At 32.8% G+C, this 20,541-nt stretch carries 16 protein-coding genes, 1 tRNA gene and 1 rRNA gene; 9 read left to right on the top strand and 9 right to left on the bottom strand.

Annotated features, from left to right (window positions below):
• The 9 genes from HMPREF9333_RS10500 to dnaA form a co-directional block, all read right to left on the bottom strand.
• Positions 1–120: ribosomal RNA gene (locus tag HMPREF9333_RS10500) — 16S ribosomal RNA — on the bottom strand; the annotation flags it as partial.
• Positions 121–581: 461 nt separating this feature from the next.
• Positions 582–671: transfer RNA gene (locus tag HMPREF9333_RS10495), tRNA-Ser, on the bottom strand.
• A gap of 159 nt (positions 672–830) precedes the next feature.
• Positions 831–2,372 (bottom strand): alanine/glycine:cation symporter family protein, encoded by a 1,542-nt coding sequence (locus HMPREF9333_RS10490; RefSeq protein WP_005541910.1) that lies wholly within the window; start codon positions 2,370–2,372, stop codon positions 831–833.
• Positions 2,373–2,427: 55 nt separating this feature from the next.
• On the bottom strand, positions 2,428–4,917 hold the full coding sequence (gene gyrA, locus HMPREF9333_RS10485; RefSeq protein WP_005541909.1) for a DNA gyrase subunit A: 2,490 nt from the start codon (positions 4,915–4,917) through the stop codon (positions 2,428–2,430).
• A gap of 331 nt (positions 4,918–5,248) precedes the next feature.
• Positions 5,249–7,168, bottom strand: a complete 1,920-nt coding sequence (gene gyrB / locus HMPREF9333_RS10480; protein ID WP_005541907.1) for a DNA topoisomerase (ATP-hydrolyzing) subunit B — start codon at positions 7,166–7,168, stop codon at positions 5,249–5,251.
• A gap of 11 nt (positions 7,169–7,179) precedes the next feature.
• Positions 7,180–8,292 carry a DNA replication/repair protein RecF gene (gene recF, locus HMPREF9333_RS10475; RefSeq protein ID WP_005541906.1) on the bottom strand — a complete coding sequence of 371 codons (1,113 nt, stop codon included), beginning with the start codon at positions 8,290–8,292 and terminating at the stop codon, positions 7,180–7,182.
• Entirely contained in the window at positions 8,267–8,479 is a 213-nt protein-coding gene (locus HMPREF9333_RS10470) for an RNA-binding S4 domain-containing protein (protein WP_005541904.1), read from the bottom strand. The genes recF and HMPREF9333_RS10470 overlap by 26 nt, the downstream gene beginning before the upstream one ends.
• A 41-nt stretch (positions 8,480–8,520) precedes the next feature.
• Positions 8,521–9,633: a DNA polymerase III subunit beta gene (gene dnaN / locus HMPREF9333_RS10465; protein WP_005541903.1), complete on the bottom strand. Its 1,113-nt coding sequence runs from the start codon at positions 9,631–9,633 to the stop codon at positions 8,521–8,523.
• 179 nt (positions 9,634–9,812) lie between these two features.
• Positions 9,813–11,204 carry a chromosomal replication initiator protein DnaA gene (gene dnaA, locus HMPREF9333_RS10460; protein ID WP_005541902.1) on the bottom strand — a complete coding sequence of 464 codons (1,392 nt, stop codon included), beginning with the start codon at positions 11,202–11,204 and terminating at the stop codon, positions 9,813–9,815.
• Between the two features lie 685 nt (positions 11,205–11,889).
• Here dnaA and HMPREF9333_RS10455 point away from each other — a divergent pair.
• The 9 genes from HMPREF9333_RS10455 (at position 11,890) to rsmG (ending at position 20,437) form a co-directional block, all read left to right on the top strand.
• Entirely contained in the window at positions 11,890–12,525 is a 636-nt protein-coding gene (locus HMPREF9333_RS10455) for an ECF transporter S component (RefSeq protein ID WP_005541900.1), read from the top strand.
• A 115-nt stretch (positions 12,526–12,640) separates the two neighbouring features.
• Positions 12,641–12,775 carry a 50S ribosomal protein L34 gene (gene rpmH, locus HMPREF9333_RS10450; RefSeq protein ID WP_005541898.1) on the top strand — a complete coding sequence of 45 codons (135 nt, stop codon included), beginning with the start codon at positions 12,641–12,643 and terminating at the stop codon, positions 12,773–12,775.
• A 104-nt stretch (positions 12,776–12,879) separates the two neighbouring features.
• Entirely contained in the window at positions 12,880–13,257 is a 378-nt protein-coding gene (gene rnpA / locus HMPREF9333_RS10445; RefSeq protein WP_005541896.1) for a ribonuclease P protein component, read from the top strand.
• A 32-nt stretch (positions 13,258–13,289) separates the two neighbouring features.
• On the top strand, positions 13,290–13,532 hold the full coding sequence (gene yidD / locus HMPREF9333_RS10440) for a membrane protein insertion efficiency factor YidD (RefSeq protein WP_005541893.1): 243 nt from the start codon (positions 13,290–13,292) through the stop codon (positions 13,530–13,532).
• 65 nt (positions 13,533–13,597) lie between these two features.
• Positions 13,598–14,917: a YidC/Oxa1 family membrane protein insertase gene (locus HMPREF9333_RS10435; protein ID WP_005541892.1), complete on the top strand. Its 1,320-nt coding sequence runs from the start codon at positions 13,598–13,600 to the stop codon at positions 14,915–14,917.
• A 20-nt stretch (positions 14,918–14,937) separates the two neighbouring features.
• Complete coding sequence (gene jag / locus HMPREF9333_RS10430; protein WP_005541891.1) at positions 14,938–16,092, top strand: RNA-binding cell elongation regulator Jag/EloR; 1,155 nt, start codon at positions 14,938–14,940, stop codon at positions 16,090–16,092.
• Between the two features lie 256 nt (positions 16,093–16,348).
• A complete protein-coding gene (gene mnmE, locus HMPREF9333_RS10425) occupies positions 16,349–17,767 on the top strand; it encodes a tRNA uridine-5-carboxymethylaminomethyl(34) synthesis GTPase MnmE (protein WP_040882944.1) in 1,419 nt (472 codons plus the stop codon).
• A gap of 22 nt (positions 17,768–17,789) precedes the next feature.
• Positions 17,790–19,691, top strand: a complete 1,902-nt coding sequence (gene mnmG, locus HMPREF9333_RS10420) for a tRNA uridine-5-carboxymethylaminomethyl(34) synthesis enzyme MnmG (RefSeq protein ID WP_040882937.1) — start codon at positions 17,790–17,792, stop codon at positions 19,689–19,691.
• On the top strand, positions 19,691–20,437 hold the full coding sequence (rsmG, locus tag HMPREF9333_RS10415; protein WP_005541888.1) for a 16S rRNA (guanine(527)-N(7))-methyltransferase RsmG: 747 nt from the start codon (positions 19,691–19,693) through the stop codon (positions 20,435–20,437). The genes mnmG and rsmG overlap by 1 nt, the downstream gene beginning before the upstream one ends.
• Positions 20,438–20,541: the final 104 nt, after the last annotated feature.

Below are 20,541 nucleotides of genomic sequence, written 5' to 3'. Positions count from 1 at the left end.
CCGCCACTAAGACTTTCCTCTTGCTCCCCGAAGGTTGCACTGAAAAAGTCTCCGTTCGACTTGCATGTGTTAAGCACGCCGCCAGCGTTCATCCTGAGCCAGGATCAAACTCTCTGTTTGATTCTCTCATTATGCCTGCCGGCATTTGTTTCCTTTTTTACTTGGTTTTTTAGGTTTTCGTTCCTTGAAACCTGCCGCTTCTTTGCGGCAAGGTGCAGCATTTATAAACTTAAATTTCAGTTTATAAATAATATACATAAGTATACATATATATACAATATATATATAAATAAATTTATACATGCTGCATTTCTTATTGTTTTTAAGAAATTTCAGGGTTGTGTGTACTGTTTAATCTTTGGTTTTCAAGGTTCTCTGCTCTTTGGAGCAACTTTTAAAGTATATCATATTCAGTTTAAATCTGTCAACCGTTATATGAGAGTTTTTTAAATTTTATTTAAAAATAATCAACACAATATGTAATATTAAATAATAATTTAAAAAAACCCGCTATAAAATACCCGGTCTTTATAAGACAAGATTATATACAATAATTTAATTATTGTAATTTATACTTTAAACGGAGAAAGAGGGATTTGAACCCTCGCACCGGTTGCCCGATCTACACCCTTAGCAGGGGCGCCTCTTCAGCCATACTTGAGTATTTCTCCAAACTGCCCTTTTTAAGGCAATAGCTATTATATAAGACTCTATAAGGTTTTGTCAATCTTGTTTTTGCTTATTTTTCATATTTTTTCAATAATAAAGGGCTCTCTAAGGAAATACCGATTAAAGTCGGCACTTCCTTAGAGAATATTTAAAATTAAAAACTAACTATTTAACGCTCTTGTATCCCAATACTTACAGTCATTTCTTCCTATAATTTTTGAAGTAAAAGGCGTACCGTCATTTTTCTTATAATGTCTATCCGCAGATATAACACATTTAGCTCCTATATATATTATAGGAACGTTAAAATAAACTATAAGTATATTCCCTAAGTCTGAAAATGCCCATAGATTACCAAGTTCAAGTCCGGCTATATTGCATAATATACCGAATCCTGCTACAAGCAAAGATACAATCCTTACCGTATTGATAAGAGCAGCATTTTTACTTATCCTGTTTGCAGCTATTTCTGAAAAGCTTATCATTCCTAAAAGACAGGTAAATGCAAAAAGACAAAAGCAAAGCGTTACAAGAAATGTCATAATTGCATTAAAAGCGGTTCCCGGAGTAAGTCTTGCTACTGATTCAGTAAACTTAGGCAGTTTATCAAGGGCAGCCCATGCCTCTTTTTGATCCGTACTCCAGCAATGTGCCATTATTACTACAAAACCTGTAAGCGTACATATAACTATGGTATCAAGAAATACGCCTATTGATGATATAATTCCCTGCTCACAGGGATGTTTTGTCTCAGCAGTTGCCGCTGACATAGTTATAGTACCCTGTCCGGCTTCATTTGACATAAGCCCTCTTTTTACACCTTGTGCAAGCACCGTACCGAAAACTCCTCCAAAAAATGCCTCCGGTTTAAATGCACCTGAAAATACAGATTTAATAAAATACGGAACCTGAGCTATATTAATAATTATTAATATAAGTACCACTACAACATAAAGCACTGCCATAACCGGCACCATTCTGTCAGTTATCCTTGAAACCTTTTTTATTCCTCCAAAAACTATAATTGCGGTAATTATAACTACCAGCACACCTGTAATATAATAAAATGTCGAGTTGGATTCTATAGTTCTTGAGGCTGCTATTTCAGCCATACGCCCTATTGATGACACTACATTAAATCCTTGTGCCGGAAGACAGCATAGAGCATAAAAAATATATAAAAGTGAAAGGAAAATTCCTACTCCCACTTTATTTCCTAAAAGCATTCTTCCGTAAAAAGGCAGTCCTCCTATAAACTCATTACCTTTTTCTTCTTTAAATATCTGTGATAAAGTACCTTCCATATAGGCGGTAGCCATTCCGAAAAAAGCGGATATCCACATCCAAAATATCGCACCCGGACCTCCTGTGGCTATGGCTCCGGTAACACCTATTATATTTCCTGGACCCACTCGCATTGCAGTGCTTAGAAAAAATGATGCCAGTGGAGAAATACCTGTTTTTATGGTTCTTTTCTCGGTCATTACATTAATTCCTTTTTTAAAGTAAGTAACCTGTACAAAACCGAGTCTGAAGCTGAATATAATACCCGAACCAACCAGCAATATTATAGCAAATGAAAAATTTCCGAGTATAGGAATATTTCTATACCATTCAAAATTGGTAGGAAAATCCCATAAAAAATCTGACAAAGGTATTATAAAACTGAATAAATCATTTATAGCCTTAAAAATTGCCTGCATATTTTTAATTCTCCTTTATATGCCTAAAATAATATTTTTTAATGCCTATATTTAATTACTCCTTATTTTGTGCAGCTCCTGTTTCTTCGTCTTCATCATCTCTGTTAGTTTCCCTTACTTTGGCAATACCCGCAACCTTTATACCGGATTCTCTGTCAATATTCATAAGCTTTACACCTGAAGTTACTCTTCCTATATTTGAAATCTTGCTTACCTCTATCCTTATAAGTATACCTTCATTTGTGATTATAAATATCTCTCTGTCATCATCTACAAGCTTTGCACCTACAAGACATCCGCTTTTTTCAGTAAGCTTATAACATGCCAATCCTTTATTTCCTCTATGTGTACCTCTAAATTCACCAAGACTTGTCCTTTTTCCCATACCGTATTCTGACACTACAAGCAGAGTTTCACCCTGCGTTTTCATCTGCATACCTATAACTACATCATCACCTGAAAGTCTTATTCCTCTCACTCCAAGTGTTTTTCTTCCTGTAATTCTTATTTCCGTTTCATGAAATACAATACATTTTGCATTTTTTGTAACAAGAACTACATGATCATCACCATTTGCAGCCTTTACCTCTATAAGCTCATCATCTTCATTAAGTGCTATTGCAGTAAGACCGTTAGCCCTTACATTTTCATATTCCGATATATGAGTCTTTTTAACCATTCCCTTTCTGGTAGCCATTATAAAGTATTTAAATCTATCATTCTCTTCATTCGGAATTATCGCAGTTACACTCTCACCGGGATCAAGCTTAAGCAGATTGACTATTGAATTTCCTCTTGCAGTCCTTCCTGCCTCAGGTATCCTGTAAGCCTTTAATCTATAAACCTTTCCAAGATTTGTAAAGAAGTTTATATCCTTATGCGTATTTGTCATTATTATATCTTCTATAAAATCTTCTTCTATTGTCTGCATCGCCTTGATACCTTTTCCACCACGATTCTGTGATTTAAAATTATCAGGGCTCATCCTTTTTATATATCCGAGCTTTGTCATTGCAATAACTGTATCTTCAACAGGTATAAGATCTTCATCACTGAATTCATCATCCTGACCGAACACTGTTTTTCTGTCATCACCGAAATTTCCGGCTATTATATTTATTTCTTCTTTTATAACGCCGAGAAGTTTTTTATTGTCAGACAGTATTTCTTTATAAAGCTTTATTTTAATCTTAAGCTCATCATATTCATTTTCAAGTCTGTTTCTTTCAAGACCTGTAAGAGATCTTAATCTCATCTCACATATAGCTTGTGCCTGAATCTGTGAAAATTCAAATCTTTCTATAAGCTTTTCCTTTGCTTCGGCTATATTTTGACTTGATCTTATAATCTTTATAATTTCATCTATATGATCAAGAGCCTTTAAAAGCCCTTCAAGTATATGTGCCCTTTCTTCAGCTTTCTTTAAATCATACGCCGTCCTTCTGCTTATAACATCTTCCTGATGTTTAATATAAAGTTCAAGCATTTGCTGAAGATTCAGTATCTTAGGCTGGTTATCAACAAGTGCAAGCATTATTATACCGAATGTATCCTGAAGCTGCGTATGTTTATAAAGCCTGTTTAATATTACATTTGAATTTACATCCTTCCTAAGTTCTATAACTATCCTCATACCCTCACGGTTTGATTCATCCCTTAAGTCGGTTATACCATCAATCTTTTTATCCTTTACAAGCTCGGCTATCTTTTCTATAAGCCTTGCCTTGTTTACAAGATATGGCAACTCACTTATAATTATACGGCTTTTTCCATTCGGCATTTGCTCTATTGAGCTTATTCCTCTGACCTTTACCTTACCTCTGCCTGTTTTATAAGCCTCCTTTATACCACGGCTGCCAAGTATCATGGCACCTGTGGGAAAATCAGGTCCTTTTACTATCTTTAATATATCATCCAGAACAGTTTCCTTATCTGCTATCCTGTTATCAATAATCCTGTCAACAGCCGATATAACTTCTCTTAAATTATGCGGCGGAATATTTGTGGTCATACCTACTGCAATACCGGTAGTTCCGTTTACAAGCAGGTTTGGAAATCTTGAAGGCAGTACAGAAGGTTCTTTTTCCGTTTCATCAAAATTAGGTGTAAAATTGACCGTATCCTTCCCTATATCAGAAAGCATCTCCATAGCTATCTTACTTAATCTTGCTTCAGTGTACCTCATAGCCGCGGCACCGTCGCCATCCACAGAGCCGAAATTTCCATGTCCGTCAACAAGCGGATATCTCATGGACCAACTTTGTGCCATATTTACAAGTGCACCGTATATTGATGAATCTCCGTGCGGATGATATTTACCCATAGTATCACCGACTATACGTGCACATTTTCTATGTGGCTTATCAGGAGTATTATTAAGCTCTATCATTGAAAAAAGAACTCTCCTTTGTACCGGCTTTAAACCATCTCTTACATCAGGAAGCGCCCTTGAAGCTATTACACTCATAGCATAATCTATATAAGAATTTTCCATGGTTTTCTTTAAGTCAATCTCGTCAAACTTGTCGAAAACATTAGGTTCCATATAATAATACCAAAAGCCTTAATAAAGGCACAGACATATTTTAAAACTTAAAACAGGAAAAGTGTGTCTGTATCTTATCCTTTTTTAATATTTTTTCCTGTTTTTATTTATAGGATATAAGTTTCAAAAGTATAAAAATTCGATGCAAGCTTGCTTGTAAGAGAATTTATTATCTTTTGGCACCAACATCTTTATATAAAAACTTATTAAGTGTTTTCTACACTAAAATCGCAGATCCTTTTAATCATTCATATATGATTTTTTGCACATACATATATAGCCTGAAAACGGTTATTAAATCAGTATTCTATTAGATTAAATTTAAAAATAATTATATATCTAAATTTTTTGCAAATTTGGCATTCTTTTCTATAAACTCCCTTCTCGGTTCAACCTTATCGCCCATAAGCGTAGTAAAGGTAAGATCAATTTCACTTCTTATCTCATCATCGGCAACAACTTTAAGTAAAACCCTTCTTTCAGGATCCATAGTAGTTTCCCAAAGCTGCTCCTCATCCATCTCACCAAGTCCTTTATATCTTTGAATCTTATTGCCTGCATCTCTTCCGACCTGATTTAATATATCTGCAAGCTCATCATCATTATATGCATACCACACTCTCTTATTTTTCTCAAGCTTATAAAGAGGCGGTCTTGCAAGATATACATGACCCTGCCTTATAAGCTCAGGCATAAATCTGTATATAAATGTAAGCATAAGTGTGTCTATATGTGCACCGTCAACATCGGCATCAGTCATAATTATAATCTTATGATATCTTAGTTTCTCAATATCAAAATCATCCTGTATACCAGTTCCGAATGCGGTAATCATAGATCTTATTTCACTGTTTGCATATATCTTATCAAGTCTTGCTTTTTCAACATTAAGTATCTTTCCTCTTAAGGGAAGTATAGCCTGTGTATCTCTTTTTCTGGCATTTTTTGCAGAACCTCCCGCAGAATCACCCTCCACTATAAAAATCTCACACTCACTTGCATTTTTACTTGAACAGTCCGCAAGTTTGCCGGGGAGAGAAAGCCCCTCAAGTGCAGACTTTCTTCTTGTAATATCTCTTGCCTTTCTTGCAGCAAGTCTTGCATGCATAGCACCTATCGCCTTTTCACATATTTTTTTTGCAATCTGAGGATTCTGCTCTATAAAATATGTAAGCTGCTCATTTATAATACTGCTTACAGCAAGGCTTGCCTCCGAATTTCCAAGTTTCTGCTTTGTCTGACTGTCAAATTGAGGATTTTCTATTTTGATTGATATAACTGCGGTAAGCCCCTCTCTTATATCTTCTCCGCTTAGATTTTCTTCACTTTCCTTTATAAGTTTATTTTTTCTTATATAATCGTTAAAAGTTTTCGTAATTGCATTTTTAAAGCCTGTAAGATGAGTTCCTCCTGCAGGAGTATTTATATTATTTACAAATGAATATATATTTTCACTATATGAATCATTATGCTGCATAGCAACTTCAACATTTACATTTTCTCTTATACCCTCACAATAGATAACCTTATCATAAAAAGGATTTTTCTCTTTATTTAAAAATGCAACAAATTCATTTAATCCACCCTCATAGTGAAAAGAATTTTCCCTTTTTTCCTCGTATCTCTCATCCTTTATATTAATCTTTAAATTCCTTGTCAGAAATGCCGTCTCTCTAAACCTGTTTTTTAATGTATCATAGTCAAATACAGTTTCTTCAAAAACATTTCCGTCAGGAAAAAATGTAACCTCAGTTCCGCTTTCATCTTCACTGCAATCACCTATTACAGTCAAACCTTGCGTAACATTACCTCTACTAAATCCCATCTGATAAATTTTATTATCTCTATAAACTTTTACTGTAAGCCATTCAGATAACGCATTTACAACTGAAGCACCTACACCATGGAGGCCCCCTGAAACCTTATATCCTCCGCCTCCGAACTTTCCTCCCGCATGCAGCACTGTAAATACAACCTCAAGAGCTGATTTATTAGCCTTTTTTTGTATATCCACAGGTATTCCCCTGCCATTATCCCTTACAGTAATTGAATTATCCTTATTTATTGTAATATCTATCAGATTACAGTAACCTGCTATCGCCTCATCAACTGAATTATCCACTATCTCATAAACAAGATGATGAAGTCCGTTAATTGAAGTCGTTGATATATACATGCCCGGTCTTAATCTTACAGCCTCAAGCCCGTCCAATATATCTATATTCGAGGCATTATAATCTCTTTCTGTCATCATATCTCCTTTTATTTTATATTCTCTGCATACGCATTGCCGTCTTTTATATTTATAACTCTGTTTATATCAAAACTCTGTTTTATAATATCTTCCAAGCCTGTACATGTTATTATAGTCTGTATATTATCTATATATGACATAAGCTGCCTTTGACGATTTATATCAAGCTCTGAAAGAACATCATCAAGCAGGAGTATAGGATAATCTCCGCTTAATTTATTTACAAGAGATATTTCAGCAAGTTTAAGCGAAAGTGCCGCTGTTCTTTGCTGTCCCTGAGAGCCGTAAATTTTTAAATCAATAAGACTCCCGTTTTCAGACTTGCTATCTATTAAAAAACTTATATCATCCCTGTGAGGACCTACATTTGTCATTTTAAGTCTTACATCAGTTTCCCTGCTTTTTTTTAACATATTTTCAAAATTATCTACAGAAGTATTTTTATCATAATGAAGACTTATAACTTCCTTCTTCCCGGTAAGTCTGTAATGTATATCCGGCATTATACAATTTAAATCGGATAAAAATTTTTCTCTCAGATTAATTATAATACTTCCAAAGTTTACAAGCTGAATATCCCATACATCAAGCATATCATAAAATTCACTTTTTTTACTGTAATCCTTAAGCAGCTTATTTCTCTGTATAAGTGCTTTATTGTAGCTTATAAGTGCTTTTATATACAATTTATCAAGCTGACAAAGCTCAAAATCGATAAATCTGCGCCTTTCAGAAGGTCCTTTTTTTATAAGATTTAAATCTTCAGGTGAAAAAAATACTATTTTTACCATTCCAAAAAGTTCACTGGCTCTTTTTATTGGAACCAAATTAACCGCTATTCCTTTTGCCTTATTTTTTTTAATATGCATATCTATCTTAAAAGGACTTCCCTTTTTTTGAAAAAACAGTTTTATATGTGCCTCATCTTCACCGAATTTTATAATATCCCTGTCTTTGCTTGCACGGTGCGATCTGGCAGAGGCAGCCATATATACGGCTTCGAGTATATTTGTTTTTCCCTGTGCATTATCCCCGTATAAAATATTGATATTTTTATCAAAACCAAGCTCAAGGTATTTATAATTTCTGTAATTTTTAAGCTCCAATGATTTTATAATCATAACCCTCAAAATTAAAGACATCTCCGTCTCTTAATTTTTTACCTCTGCGCAGTTCAATCTCTCCGTTTAACCTGACCTGTCCGCCCTGTATTGCATATTTTGCTTCTGAACCGCTTGAGCATGCCCCTGAAAGTTTCATTGCTTGTTCAAGCTTTATAAAATCATCTTTTATCTTTATCTCATTCATTTAAAAACCTCTTATGATAATTAAATCATATTTTTCCTATATTATGCTACAAAATTTACCGGAAGTATAAGGTAAATATACATTCCGTTTGCATCCCTTATAAAACATGGAGATCTTGAGTTTGTCATATATATATCGACAAACTCATCATCCACAGCTTTTAGAGCATCTATAAAATACTTGGGATTAAATGCTATCATAATATTATTTCCGGACTTATCACATTCTATTTCATCATTCATACTTCCATATATAGATTCCATCCTAAGTTTAAGCGTTTCATCACTTATTTCAAAAATAAGCGGCTTATTATTATTTTCTCTTATAAATACAAGTGCTCTGTCTATTGAATTTAACAAAGAAAGTCTTGAAAGCCTTACCTTGGTTTCATAATCAGAGCTAAGCATATATTTTAAGTCAAAATATTCACCTGTCATAATCCTTGATATTACTGAAGTAGTATCATATTTAAACATTACATGATTATCTGAAAAATATATCGTTATTTTCTTTTCTGAGTCGCCTTCTATAATCCTGCCTATCTCTATAAGATTTTTTGCAGGAATTACACATTTATCATTTTTAAATCCCTCATTAAGCATTATATGCCTAATAGATACTCTGTAACCGTCAAGTGCCACAAATTTAAGCATATTTTCATCAAGCTCAATAAGCTCACCTCCGGTCATTTTGTTTGTATCATTAACATTTGCGGCAAAGACTGTTTGTTTTATCACTTCTTTTAATGCAAACTGCGATATGGAAACGCTGTTATTTATGTTGATATCAGGCAGATAATTAAACTCCTCTCCATTTCTTGCCTGTATTTTAAATACCGATTTCCCTGAAGATATTGTGGTTATAAAGTTTTCATCATCTATTTTAATATTTATCCTGCCGTCAGGAAAGTCAAGTTTTCTTACAATATCAAGCATAAGCTTAAGGTCAATTGCGGCTTTTCCAAAACCATGTGAAATACCGTCAATTTTAGTTTCTATGCCAAGCTCATTATTATTTGCACTTATAATTATACCCTCATCAGTAATGTTAAATAATGCACATTCAAGAATATCATTTGTAGTTCTTCCGGGGATAGCTTTTGATACAACTGATAATGCATTTAAAAGTTTTTCCCTCTCAAAATTTAATTTCATAAAATTTAATTTTAGCCTTTCATCTATATATAGATATATAATAATTCAGTATTAATAGCAGTAGGTGGTGTTAGTATGTATATAACATATTAAAACAGGCTTTTCATATAGGTTTTTCAAGATGATAAGTATGTTTATAAATATATTTTTTATGTTATATACATGTTGATTAACATATACTATTGTGGATTCAATTTTTTTGTAATGATATTAATTGTAGCCGAAAGATCGGGGTTGTATTTAAGATCATTTTTAATTTTTTCATATCCGTGTATTACAGTACTGTGATCTCTTCCTCCAAGCATCTGACCTATTGATTTGAGCTGTACACTTGTCATTTTTCTGCAAAGGTACATTGCAATCTGTCTGGGGTATGCTATATCATAAGTTTTCTTTTTGGATTTAATATCCTCAAGACTTATATGGTAGTGTTCCGCAACTACTTTTGCTATATGTTCGGGAGTGATAAGCACAGGCACATTTGGGTTTATTATATCTTTAAGGGTTTCCTGTGCAAGTTCAAGAGTTACATCTATCTTTCCAAGTCTTCCCATTGCAACCATACGGTTTAAAGCACCCTCAAGTTCTCTTATATTGCTTTTAACATTGGCAGCTATATACTGTACTACAGCATCATCAATTGATATATTTTCAAGTTCTTCTTTTTTATGTAGAATTGCCATTCTTGTTTCATAGTCAGGAGGCTGTATATCAACTGAAAGTCCCGATTCAAATCTTGATTTAAGCCTTTCTTCAAGTGTTACAAAATCTTTTGGAGGACGGTCAGACGATATTATAACCTGTTTTTTTGCACCTGTAAGTGCATTAAAGGTATGGAAAAACTCTTCCTGAGTACTTTCTTTGCCTATTATAAATTGTATGTCATCTATAAGTAAAACATCTATATTTCTATATTTATTTCTAAAATCAGCAGTAGAGTTATTAACATTCCTTATAGATTCTATAAGTTCATTTGTAAAGGTTTCGCTTGTTACATATAGAACTCTGGCATCAGAGTTTTTCTCTTCAAGAATAAAATGTGCGACTGAGTGCATAAGATGGGTTTTTCCAAGTCCTACACCTCCATATATAAAAAGCGGATTGTATATTTCACCCGGTGATTCTGCGACTGCAAGTGATGCGGCATGAGCTATATTATTATTTTTGCCTACTACAAAGGTATTAAACTTATATTTTTCATTCAGGTTTGCCGTTGCAAGTTTTGAACTGTTTATATATGCCTTACTGTTTATAAGCTTATTATGTTCATGCGGCTTTGGTATACTTTCTTCAGTATCTATAATAATTTCACATTTTATACCGGTTATCTCTTCAACAGCTACTGAAAGAAAAAGAGAATACTTCCCCTGAACAAAATTGATAAAAGGGGTTTTTTCTTCTCTTGCAACCAGATGAAGTACATAGTTGCCATCGTCATTTTTTATCAGGCTATATGGTTTTAAAGGAACTATCCATGTATTGTAGGAAACGTTGGTAAGTTCATGCTCCTCTTTTAAAAATTTAATAATATCTTCCCATCTGGACTTTATAGTCTCCAGCTTTTCATTCATAAATATGTAAACTTCCCTTCTTTATATGGCGCTTACTTTTGATTAGATAATTATAACAAAAAAAAATGAGCATATCAATAAAATAAAAAAAGCTGTCAACAAATATGTGGATAAATATGTGGATTTAAAGTGAATTTAAGTTAATAAAGTAAATATATGTTGATAATATAAGTTGAGAATATGTTATTAAAAAATAATAAACATAATATTGATAAAAAGTATAAAGACTGAAAACATAGAAAAATAAAGACTTGGAATAGATTTTAAAGATGTAATCAACAGAAAAAAATATAGTTATCAACACATTATGAACAAATGTTGATAAATGTTAATAAAGTTAATAATATAAAAAAATGTAAAAAATGTTAATAAAGATGTTGACAAGTTAAAATTATAAATTATATTAGTAGAGGAGAAAAACAGCCCGGCAGTTTGTAAGTCTGTACCGGAATATCTGATAACAGACATTTGACATATTGTATCGCAGCTTTATTATATATATCTTTATTATGTACAATCCGGTATTCATATAATGTATCCGGTTTATACCATACGATTATTATAAAATATACTTAATGAAAAGTTGTATAAAAAAGGTCGGTCTGCTATAATGTAGCCGATAAAAATTATATATCAGCATCAAAGCATGTTTTTATTGAAAAATTCAAGGAAAAATGGAGAAGGAATGGAAAAACACAAGAAAAGTAAAAACACCCAAAATATGGTACTTATGTCAGTATTTGCCGCAATTATAGCTATACAGACAGTTGTGCCTTTTCTAGGATTTATACCTGTGGGAGTGATGAATGCTACTATTGTGCATATTACAGTTATAATAGGTGCTGTAATGCTTGGACCTTATTATGGTGCTTGTCTCGGTCTTTTTTTTGGGCTTGCAAGTATGTGGAAAAATACTTTTATGCCTAATGCAACGTCTTTTTGTTTTTCACCTTTTATAAGTGTAGGAGGATTTCATGGAGGATATAAAAGTATTATAGTATGTTTTGTTCCCAGAATTCTTATAGGTATTGTGGCATATTATGTATATAAGGCTTTTAAAAATTCAAATCATGAAAAAACCGGACTCGCAGCGGCAGGAGCTTTAGGTTCTATGGTAAATACAATTTTTGTAATGCTGTTTATTTACCTGCTTTTTAGAAATGAGTATTCAGGTTCTATGAAAAATCCTCTGCCGGTAGAGCATTTGCCTATGTACATAGTTGGTATTATAGGAACACAGGGGATTCTTGAAGCTGTTGTATCTTCGCTGATTACATTTGCCGTATCAAATGCACTTATAAAGTATAAAAATTCAATGTAGCAGTTAATATATGCTTGACTAAAGTATATCGTTTCTATATAATGGTTGCGAATGTCCTCCAAAATACGGACACATAATAATATCATTAATAGTAGACAGAAAGGGGTGTTTAACCATGAAAATGACTTTTCAGCCAAAGAAAAGAAAGAGGGCAAGAGTACACGGTTTTAGGGCTAGAATGAGTACACCTGGCGGTAGAAAGGTACTTTCTGCAAGAAGGGCTAAAGGGAGAGCAAGGATATCGGCATAGATTTTTTATCTGTCGAAGATTACGCAGGGATAGTCTGATGACTGTCCCTATTTTTCTTACATAGGATTTTATATGGCAGAAAGGACAGGTATAAGTTCGGGCTTATGAGAAAATTTCCTTCATTAAAGTCAGGAAGTGATTTTAAAAGGGTATATGATAATGGTATATCCTACGGAAATAAGTTTCTTGTTATGTATATACTGAAAAATACATACTCTGAAAACAGGCTTGGTATCTCAATATCAAAAAAAGTTGGAAACAGCGTTATAAGGCATAAGATTACAAGGCAGTTAAGAGAAATCTTTAAACTTGATATTTCAGGATATAAAAAGTATATAGAAAACGAGTATAAAAATAATCAATTGAATATGTATTATGATATAGTTATAATAGTAAGAAAAGATGCAGCTGTACTTGAATATAATAAACTCAGGGATTCGTTTATGCATCTTTACAGCAGATTCCGGTTGAGAAATAAATAAGATCGAACAAAGCTGCTAAAGGAGTTTTGAATATGAGAGTTATAAAAAATATTAATTTGTATACGAAAAAAATCATTATATATTTAATAAATTTTTATAGAAAATATTTATCACGATTAAAATGGAGAACTCACTGTATATATACTCCTACATGTTCGGAATATGCAATACTTGCAATAGAAAAATATGGAATTTTAAAAGGAGGTATCTTAGCTTTTTGGAGGATACTCAGATGCAATCCGTTTTCAAAGGGAGGATACGATCCTTTAATATAAAGCAGTATTTAATATAGAATTACTGTTAATTTATAAAAATGAGTTTATTTTCTGGAGGAAAGAATTTGGAGCTGATTATATTAACTAAGATAAATACACCTGTAATAGGTTGGGTGTCTGATGTACTTGGAATGATAATGGATATAATTTTCAGAGTTACAGCTGCTCTGGGAATAACAAATATAGGTTTGTGTATTATTATATTTACAATAATTATAAACCTGTTAATGCTTCCGTTGACTATAAAACAGCAAAGATCGTCAAAGCTTATGGCTGTAATGCAGCCTGAAATACAGGCTATACAAAAAAAATATAAAGGAAAAAATGACAGCGAAACCGCCATAAAACTGCAAAAAGAAACTCAGGCGGTTTATGATAAATATGGCACAAGTATGGTTGGAGGCTGTGCACAAATGCTTATACAGATGCCTATATTGCTTGCACTCTATCAGGTAATATTAAGGATACCTGCATATGTACCCAGTGTAAAAGTATATTTTGAACAGATAGCTTCTTTGATGATGAAGCAGTCGGGATATATAGATACTTTAAGCAGCTATGCTGTAAAACATAAGCTTCCGGTTGATAAGATAGATTATACCAATATGAACAGGGTAATAGATCTTTTATATAAATTTACACCTGTTGACTGGGCAGATATAAAAAATGCATTTTCTTCTGCTTCAGAATTATCACAACAGCTTATGAATAATGTGCCTGTAATTGAAAAGATGAATGAGTTTTTAGGTATTAATCTTGCTACAAGCCCGTTTCAGGGTTGGACGCCCAGTTTGGCATGGATTATACCTGTGCTTGCCGGAGTTACACAATGGCTTTCAGCAAAGCTTATGAGTACCGGTACGAGTGCACAGCAGTCTGCATCTGATGAAAATTCTATGGCACAGCAGATGAAAACTATGACAAATGTGATGCCGCTTATGTCAGTATATTTTTGTTTTATACTTCCGGCAGGTGTCGGTATATATTGGATAATATCAGCATTAAGCCGTATAGTACAGCAGTATTTTATAAATAAACATCTTGATAAGATAGATGTTCAGGTATTAATTGAAGAAAATCTTAAAAAGAAAAATGAAAAGAGAGCAAAAAAAGGACTTCCGCCTGAAACTATAAATAAAAAAGCTATATCAAAGGCAATTAACACCGATACAACCGTTAAAAAAGATGAGGAGGAGGAAAAAAGAAAACAGGAAATAATTGCAAGTTCAACAGAGTATTATAAAAAGAATGCAAAACCGGGATCTATAGCTTCAAAAGCAAATATGGTTGCTGCTTATAATGAAAAAATCAGTCAGAAAAAGAACGGTAAAAAAAATAAAACGGCGGCTTCCATAGAGGATGAAGATGTTAAAGATGGTGAATAAAGGTATTAAGGAGGCTTAAATTGGATAAGATTAGAGTATCTGCAAAGAATTATGATGAGGCTGTTACAAAGGCTCTTTTAGAACTTCAAACCAGCAGTGAAAATGTAAAAGTTGATATAATTGAAGAAGGAACAAATGGGTTTTTAGGTATAATAGGAGGAAAACCCTGGGTTATAGAAGCAAGTTTAAAGGACAGGGATGATAAAGAAAAAACATTAAGTGATTTGTTAAAAGATAAAACACGTAAAAATAAAAGTGAATTATTAAAAAAAGAAATTTCAGTTTTAGAAGATAATATAAGTTTATCTGAAAAAAAGCAGGCTTCTTTAGAAAACAATAAAAAACATGAAGAAAGCTATAATAAAGCATCTTCTACAATAGAGAATGACAATAATGTTATAAATTTTGAAAGAAAAAAAGAAGAACTTAACCATAAATCCGAAAAACAAAATAATGATAATTCAGATATTTCAGAAAGTTCAGATGGTAAGCTTGATGATGTATATGACGAATTTGAATCTAAAAAATGGGTGAAAAAGGTTTACAGTAAAGAAGAAGCGGATAAAATAATTTTAAAAGGTGAAGATTTTCTGAAAAAGCTTCTTGCAAGTATGGGTATTACTGCTGAGACTGTATTTGAGTTTGATTTTAATGACAATGAGATTTTTATATTAATTAAAAGTGATGATGATCTTGGTATACTTATTGGAAAAAGAGGAAAAACCCTCGATTCATTCCAATATCTTTTAAGCCTTGTAGTTAATAGAGACACTGAATCCTATATAAGAGTAAAACTTGATACACAGAATTACAGGCAAAGGAGAAAAGAGAGACTTGAAGGTCTTGCAAGAAATATAGCTGCTAAAGTTAAAAAGACGAAAAAACCTTTTTCACTTGAACCTATGAATCCTTATGAGAGAAGGATTATACACAGTGCTTTACAAAATTATCATACCATATCGACATTAAGTGAGGGTGAGGATCCGAATAGATATATAACTATAGCTTATAAAGGTAATTCTAAAAGGGGTCATCACAGTAAAGGAAATTCAAAAAAGGATTTCAGTCGCAATAATGCCAGAGGATATTTGCATAAAAATGATAAAATAAATAAAAATGACAGATCTGATAAAGATAATGAAGGATCTGATTTTAGATCTGAAACTGATGAGTAAAAAAATTTTATGAATTATATGATTTTAAAATTTTTTTCGGTATATAATATAAATATATTATTATAAGATATTTTATATTTTATTTTTGTAGTGATCCATATAGTGAGATTGCCTGCATATATGGCGACTGCTATAAGAGTGAAATACCCCGGTATCTGGGGCGTAAGAAGAATTTAGATGCCCCGTTGCTTGCAGCGGGGTATTTCGATTATATAAAAAAAATAATTCAATTGTAATGTAAATAGGAGATATAAATTTGAAAATAAATGATACTATAGCGGCGGCGGCAACTCCTGTTGGAGAAGGAGGTATCGGAATAATAAGAGTGAGCGGAGATGAGGCGATTTTTATAGCTGATAAAATATATAGAGGAAAAAAAAGTCTGTCGGAAGTTAAAAGTCATACAATTAATTACGGGCATATAACAGATCTTGAAAACGGAGAAATCATAGATGAGGTGATGGTAAGCGTCATGAAATCACCTAGAACTTATACCGGAGAAGATTGTGTAGAAATAAACTGTCATGGTGGGAGTATAGTAATGCAGAGTATACTCCTGCAACTTATAAAAGCAGGTGCAAATACGGCTCAGCCCGGAGAATTTACAAAAAGAGCATTTTTAAACGGCAGGATTGATTTGTCCGGTGCCGAATCGGTTATTGATATAATAGAAGCTCAAAATTCATATGCATTAAAATCGGCGTTGGCACAGCTTAATGGAAAATTGAAGGACAAAATAATAAGTATAAGAAAAAAAATACTTGAGGAGGCTGCCTTTATAGATGCAGCGGCTGATGATCCTGAACATTATGATTTTGAAGAAAGTGAAAATAGAAATCGTCTATATGAAAAAATACTTCAGATAAGTAATGATATACAAAAGCTTTTAGAAAGCAGTGAAAATGGAAAGATTATAAAAGAAGGTATAAAAACAGTTATACTAGGAAGACCTAACGTAGGGAAATCTTCTGTACTTAATCTGCTTTCAGGAAGAGAAAGTGCCATTGTAAGTGATATACCCGGAACTACAAGGGATATGATAAGCGAACATATAAGGATGGCAGGTATTAATTTAAAAATAACCGATACCGCAGGTATAAGAAAAAGCGATGATCCGCTTGAAAATATAGGTATGGAAAAAGCAAGGGATGCTGCAAAAGAAGCGGATCTGATAATATGTGTAATTGACAGTTCGGAAGAAATAAATGAAGAAGACACTCAAATTATAAAAGATATTGAGAATTCAGATATAAAGTCATTAATACTATTAAATAAATCAGATAAAAAGAATGTAACTTCAAAGGAAGATATTAAAAAAATCACCAATATGGATGTAGTTATGTTTTCAGCAAGAGAAGCCTGCGGGCTTGAAGAACTTGAGGAAGTGATAAAGAAAAAGTTTTATAAAAAAACATCTGATGAGAAAAAAAATATTAGTATAGAGATTGATTTTAATGACCATATATTTATAACAAATATAAGACATAAAGAGGCTCTTTTAAATGCACAAAATTCCATAAAATCAGTTTTGCAGGGAATGGAGAATAATGTTCCTGAAGATTTTTTTTCAATAGATCTTATGGAGGCATATGAAAATCTGGGTAGTATAATAGGTGAAAGAGTATCAGAAGATCTTATAGATGAAATATTTTCAAAATTTTGTATGGGAAAATAATTAATAAAAGGTAGAGGAAAATATATTGTTAATAAAAGAATATGATGTAGTAATAGTCGGAGCAGGCCATGCAGGCTGTGAAGCGGCACTTGCATGTGCAAGACTTGGTCTTAAAACAGTTCTATTTACGATAAGTATTGATTCAATAGCACTTATGCCATGCAATCCGAATATAGGCGGAACTTCAAAGGGGCATCTGGTAAGAGAACTTGATGCACTTGGCGGTGAGATGGCAAAAAATATAGATAAGACCTTTATACAGTCAAGAATGCTTAATGTTTCAAAAGGACCTGCAGTACACTCATTAAGAGTACAGGCAGATAAAAGAAAGTATTCACTTGAGATGAGAAAAACTCTTGAAAATACTGAAAATCTGCATATAAAACAAGCAGAGATAAAGGAAATTATAATTAAGGAAGATAAAATTTCAGGCAAAAAAATATGTACCGGAGTAATTAGTGTATCGGGTACACATTATAATTCAAAATGTACAATACTTGCTGCAGGCACATATTTAGGTGCAAGATGTGTATATGGTGAAGTAAGTGAGGAGACAGGACCTAATGGATTAAAATCTTCAAAATCCCTGACACCATCACTTAAAAAATGTGGTATAGATATGTATAGATTTAAAACGGGAACTCCTGCAAGAATTGATAGAAGAAGTATAGATTTTTCAAAAATGGAAGAACAAAAGGGTGATATTCCTATAATTCCATTTTCATTTGAAACCGATAAAAATAAAATTCAAAAACCTCAGGTAAGCTGCTTTTTAACATATACTTCAGAAACCACGCATAATATAATAAGAGCAAATATTGATCGCTCACCGCTTTATTCGGGTATTATAGAAGGAACCGGACCCAGATACTGCCCTTCAATAGAGGATAAGGTTATGAAGTTTAAGGATAAAAAAAGACACCAGATATTTGTAGAGCCTGAAGGAATTGATACAAATGAAATGTATCTTGCCGGACTGTCATCTTCACTTCCTGAAGATGTACAGCATGATATGATAAAAACTATACAAGGTCTTGAAAATGCAGAGATGGTAAGAAATGCTTATGCGATAGAATATGACAGTATAGATGCGAGACAGCTTTGCCCTACGCTTGAATTTAAAAATATAGAAAATTTGTATGCTGCAGGGCAGATAAACGGGAGTTCAGGATATGAGGAAGCGGCAGTACAGGGATTTATGGCAGGTGTAAATGCGGCACTTAAGATAATGAAAAAAGATGAGTTTGTACTTGATCGTTCGCAGGCATATATAGGTGTATTGATTGACGATCTTGTTACAAAGGAGAGTACCGAGCCATATAGAATGATGACATCTCGTTCAGAGTACAGGTTGCTTTTAAGACAGGATAATGCAGATTTGAGGCTTACAAAGTTAGGGTATGCGATAGGTACCATTACAAAAGAAAGATACGAAAAATTAATTAAAAAAGAAGAATTGATAAATAAAGAGATTGAAAGAATTGAAAACACATATATAGGTGCCAAAAAAGAAGTACAGGATTTTCTTGAAAAAAATCTTTCATCAAAGCTTGGAAATGGAGTAACACTCGCAGATCTTATAAGGAGACCTGAACTTAATTATTTTTTAATTAATGAAATAGATGAAAACAGACCGGAATTAGATAATGAAATAGGTGAGCAGGTAAATATAAATATAAAATACGAGGGATATATTAAAAGACAGAGTGCACAGGTTAAGCTGTTTAAAAAAATGGAAAGTAAAAAGATACCTGGAGATATAGATTATAAGAATGTAAAGAGCCTGCGTATAGAGGCTGTGCAGAAACTGTCAAGGGTAATGCCTTTAAGTATAGGACAGGCTTCAAGAATTTCAGGAGTATCACCTGCAGATATAAGCGTACTTTTAGTTTATCTTGAAACATTAAACAGGAGGCGGCTATAATGCCTGGTTCAGCAGAAGAATTTAAGCAATTCAGACTATATATGGATGAAGGTCTTGATTTTTTAGAGCTTCATTTAAATGATGATGAAATTAATAAATTTTACAGTTTTTACTTAAAACTTATTGAAGTAAATAAATATATGAATCTTACTGCAATAACGGGATTAAAGGAATGTGTGTTTAAGCATTTTATAGATAGTTTATCCATAGTCAGAATCTTGCCGTCTTTAAAAGATAAAAAGATCAGTATAATTGACATTGGTACAGGAGCCGGGTTTCCGTCAATCCCTATTGCACTTGCATTTAAGGAGTGTAATATATATGCACTTGATAGCCTTAATAAGAGAATTAAGTTTATAAATGATGTAAAAGAAGAGCTTAAATTAAAAAATATAAGTGCATATCATGGCAGAGCGGAAGATTATGCCTTTAAATCAGGGTTCAGGGATGGATTTGAACTTGTAGTTTCAAGAGCGGTTGCCAATTTATCCACATTATCTGAATACTGTCTGCCATTTATCCACATAAATTCAACATTTATTGCATATAAGTCCGACAAATGTTTACAGGAAATTAAAAATTCAAAGACGGCACTTGAAATACTTGGGGGCAAAATTGAATTAACAGATAATTTTACACTTCCTTATGAAGAAGCAGGAAGAAGTCTTGTAAAAATAAAAAAAGTAAGACAAACACCTCAAAAATACCCCAGAAAAGCAGGAATTGCCTCTAAAACACCATTGTAAACGATACAGGTTTAAGTATATGTATTACTTTATATAAAGTAAAAAGAAATGAAATATCGGTTAATACATAAAAAATAAGTATATATAATATTTATAATATATAT

The organism is Johnsonella ignava ATCC 51276, from assembly GCF_000235445.1.
In the GTDB taxonomy this organism is placed as follows: domain Bacteria; phylum Bacillota; class Clostridia; order Lachnospirales; family Lachnospiraceae; genus Johnsonella; species Johnsonella ignava.
This window is presented reverse-complemented; position numbering and strand designations above follow the sequence as displayed.

Bases quoted from the DNA above. Each gene is read 5' to 3' on its own strand.
- HMPREF9333_RS10490 (WP_005541910.1), bottom strand. From the start codon at position 2,372: ATGCAGGCAATTTTTAAGGCTATAAATGATTTATTCAGTTTTATAATA.
- gyrA (WP_005541909.1), bottom strand. From the start codon at position 4,917: ATGGAACCTAATGTTTTCGACAAGTTTGACGAGATTGACTTAAAGAAA.
- gyrB (WP_005541907.1), bottom strand. From the start codon at position 7,168: ATGACAGAAAGAGATTATAATGCCTCGAATATAGATATATTGGACGGG.
- recF (WP_005541906.1), bottom strand. From the start codon at position 8,292: ATGATTATAAAATCATTGGAGCTTAAAAATTACAGAAATTATAAATAC.
- HMPREF9333_RS10470 (WP_005541904.1), bottom strand. From the start codon at position 8,479: ATGAATGAGATAAAGATAAAAGATGATTTTATAAAGCTTGAACAAGCA.
- dnaN (WP_005541903.1), bottom strand. From the start codon at position 9,633: ATGAAATTAAATTTTGAGAGGGAAAAACTTTTAAATGCATTATCAGTT.
- dnaA (WP_005541902.1), bottom strand. From the start codon at position 11,204: ATGAATGAAAAGCTGGAGACTATAAAGTCCAGATGGGAAGATATTATT.
- HMPREF9333_RS10455 (WP_005541900.1), top strand. From the start codon at position 11,890: ATGGAAAAACACAAGAAAAGTAAAAACACCCAAAATATGGTACTTATG.
- rpmH (WP_005541898.1), top strand. From the start codon at position 12,641: ATGAAAATGACTTTTCAGCCAAAGAAAAGAAAGAGGGCAAGAGTACAC.
- rnpA (WP_005541896.1), top strand. From the start codon at position 12,880: ATGAGAAAATTTCCTTCATTAAAGTCAGGAAGTGATTTTAAAAGGGTA.
- yidD (WP_005541893.1), top strand. From the start codon at position 13,290: ATGAGAGTTATAAAAAATATTAATTTGTATACGAAAAAAATCATTATA.
- rsmG (WP_005541888.1), top strand. From the start codon at position 19,691: ATGCCTGGTTCAGCAGAAGAATTTAAGCAATTCAGACTATATATGGAT.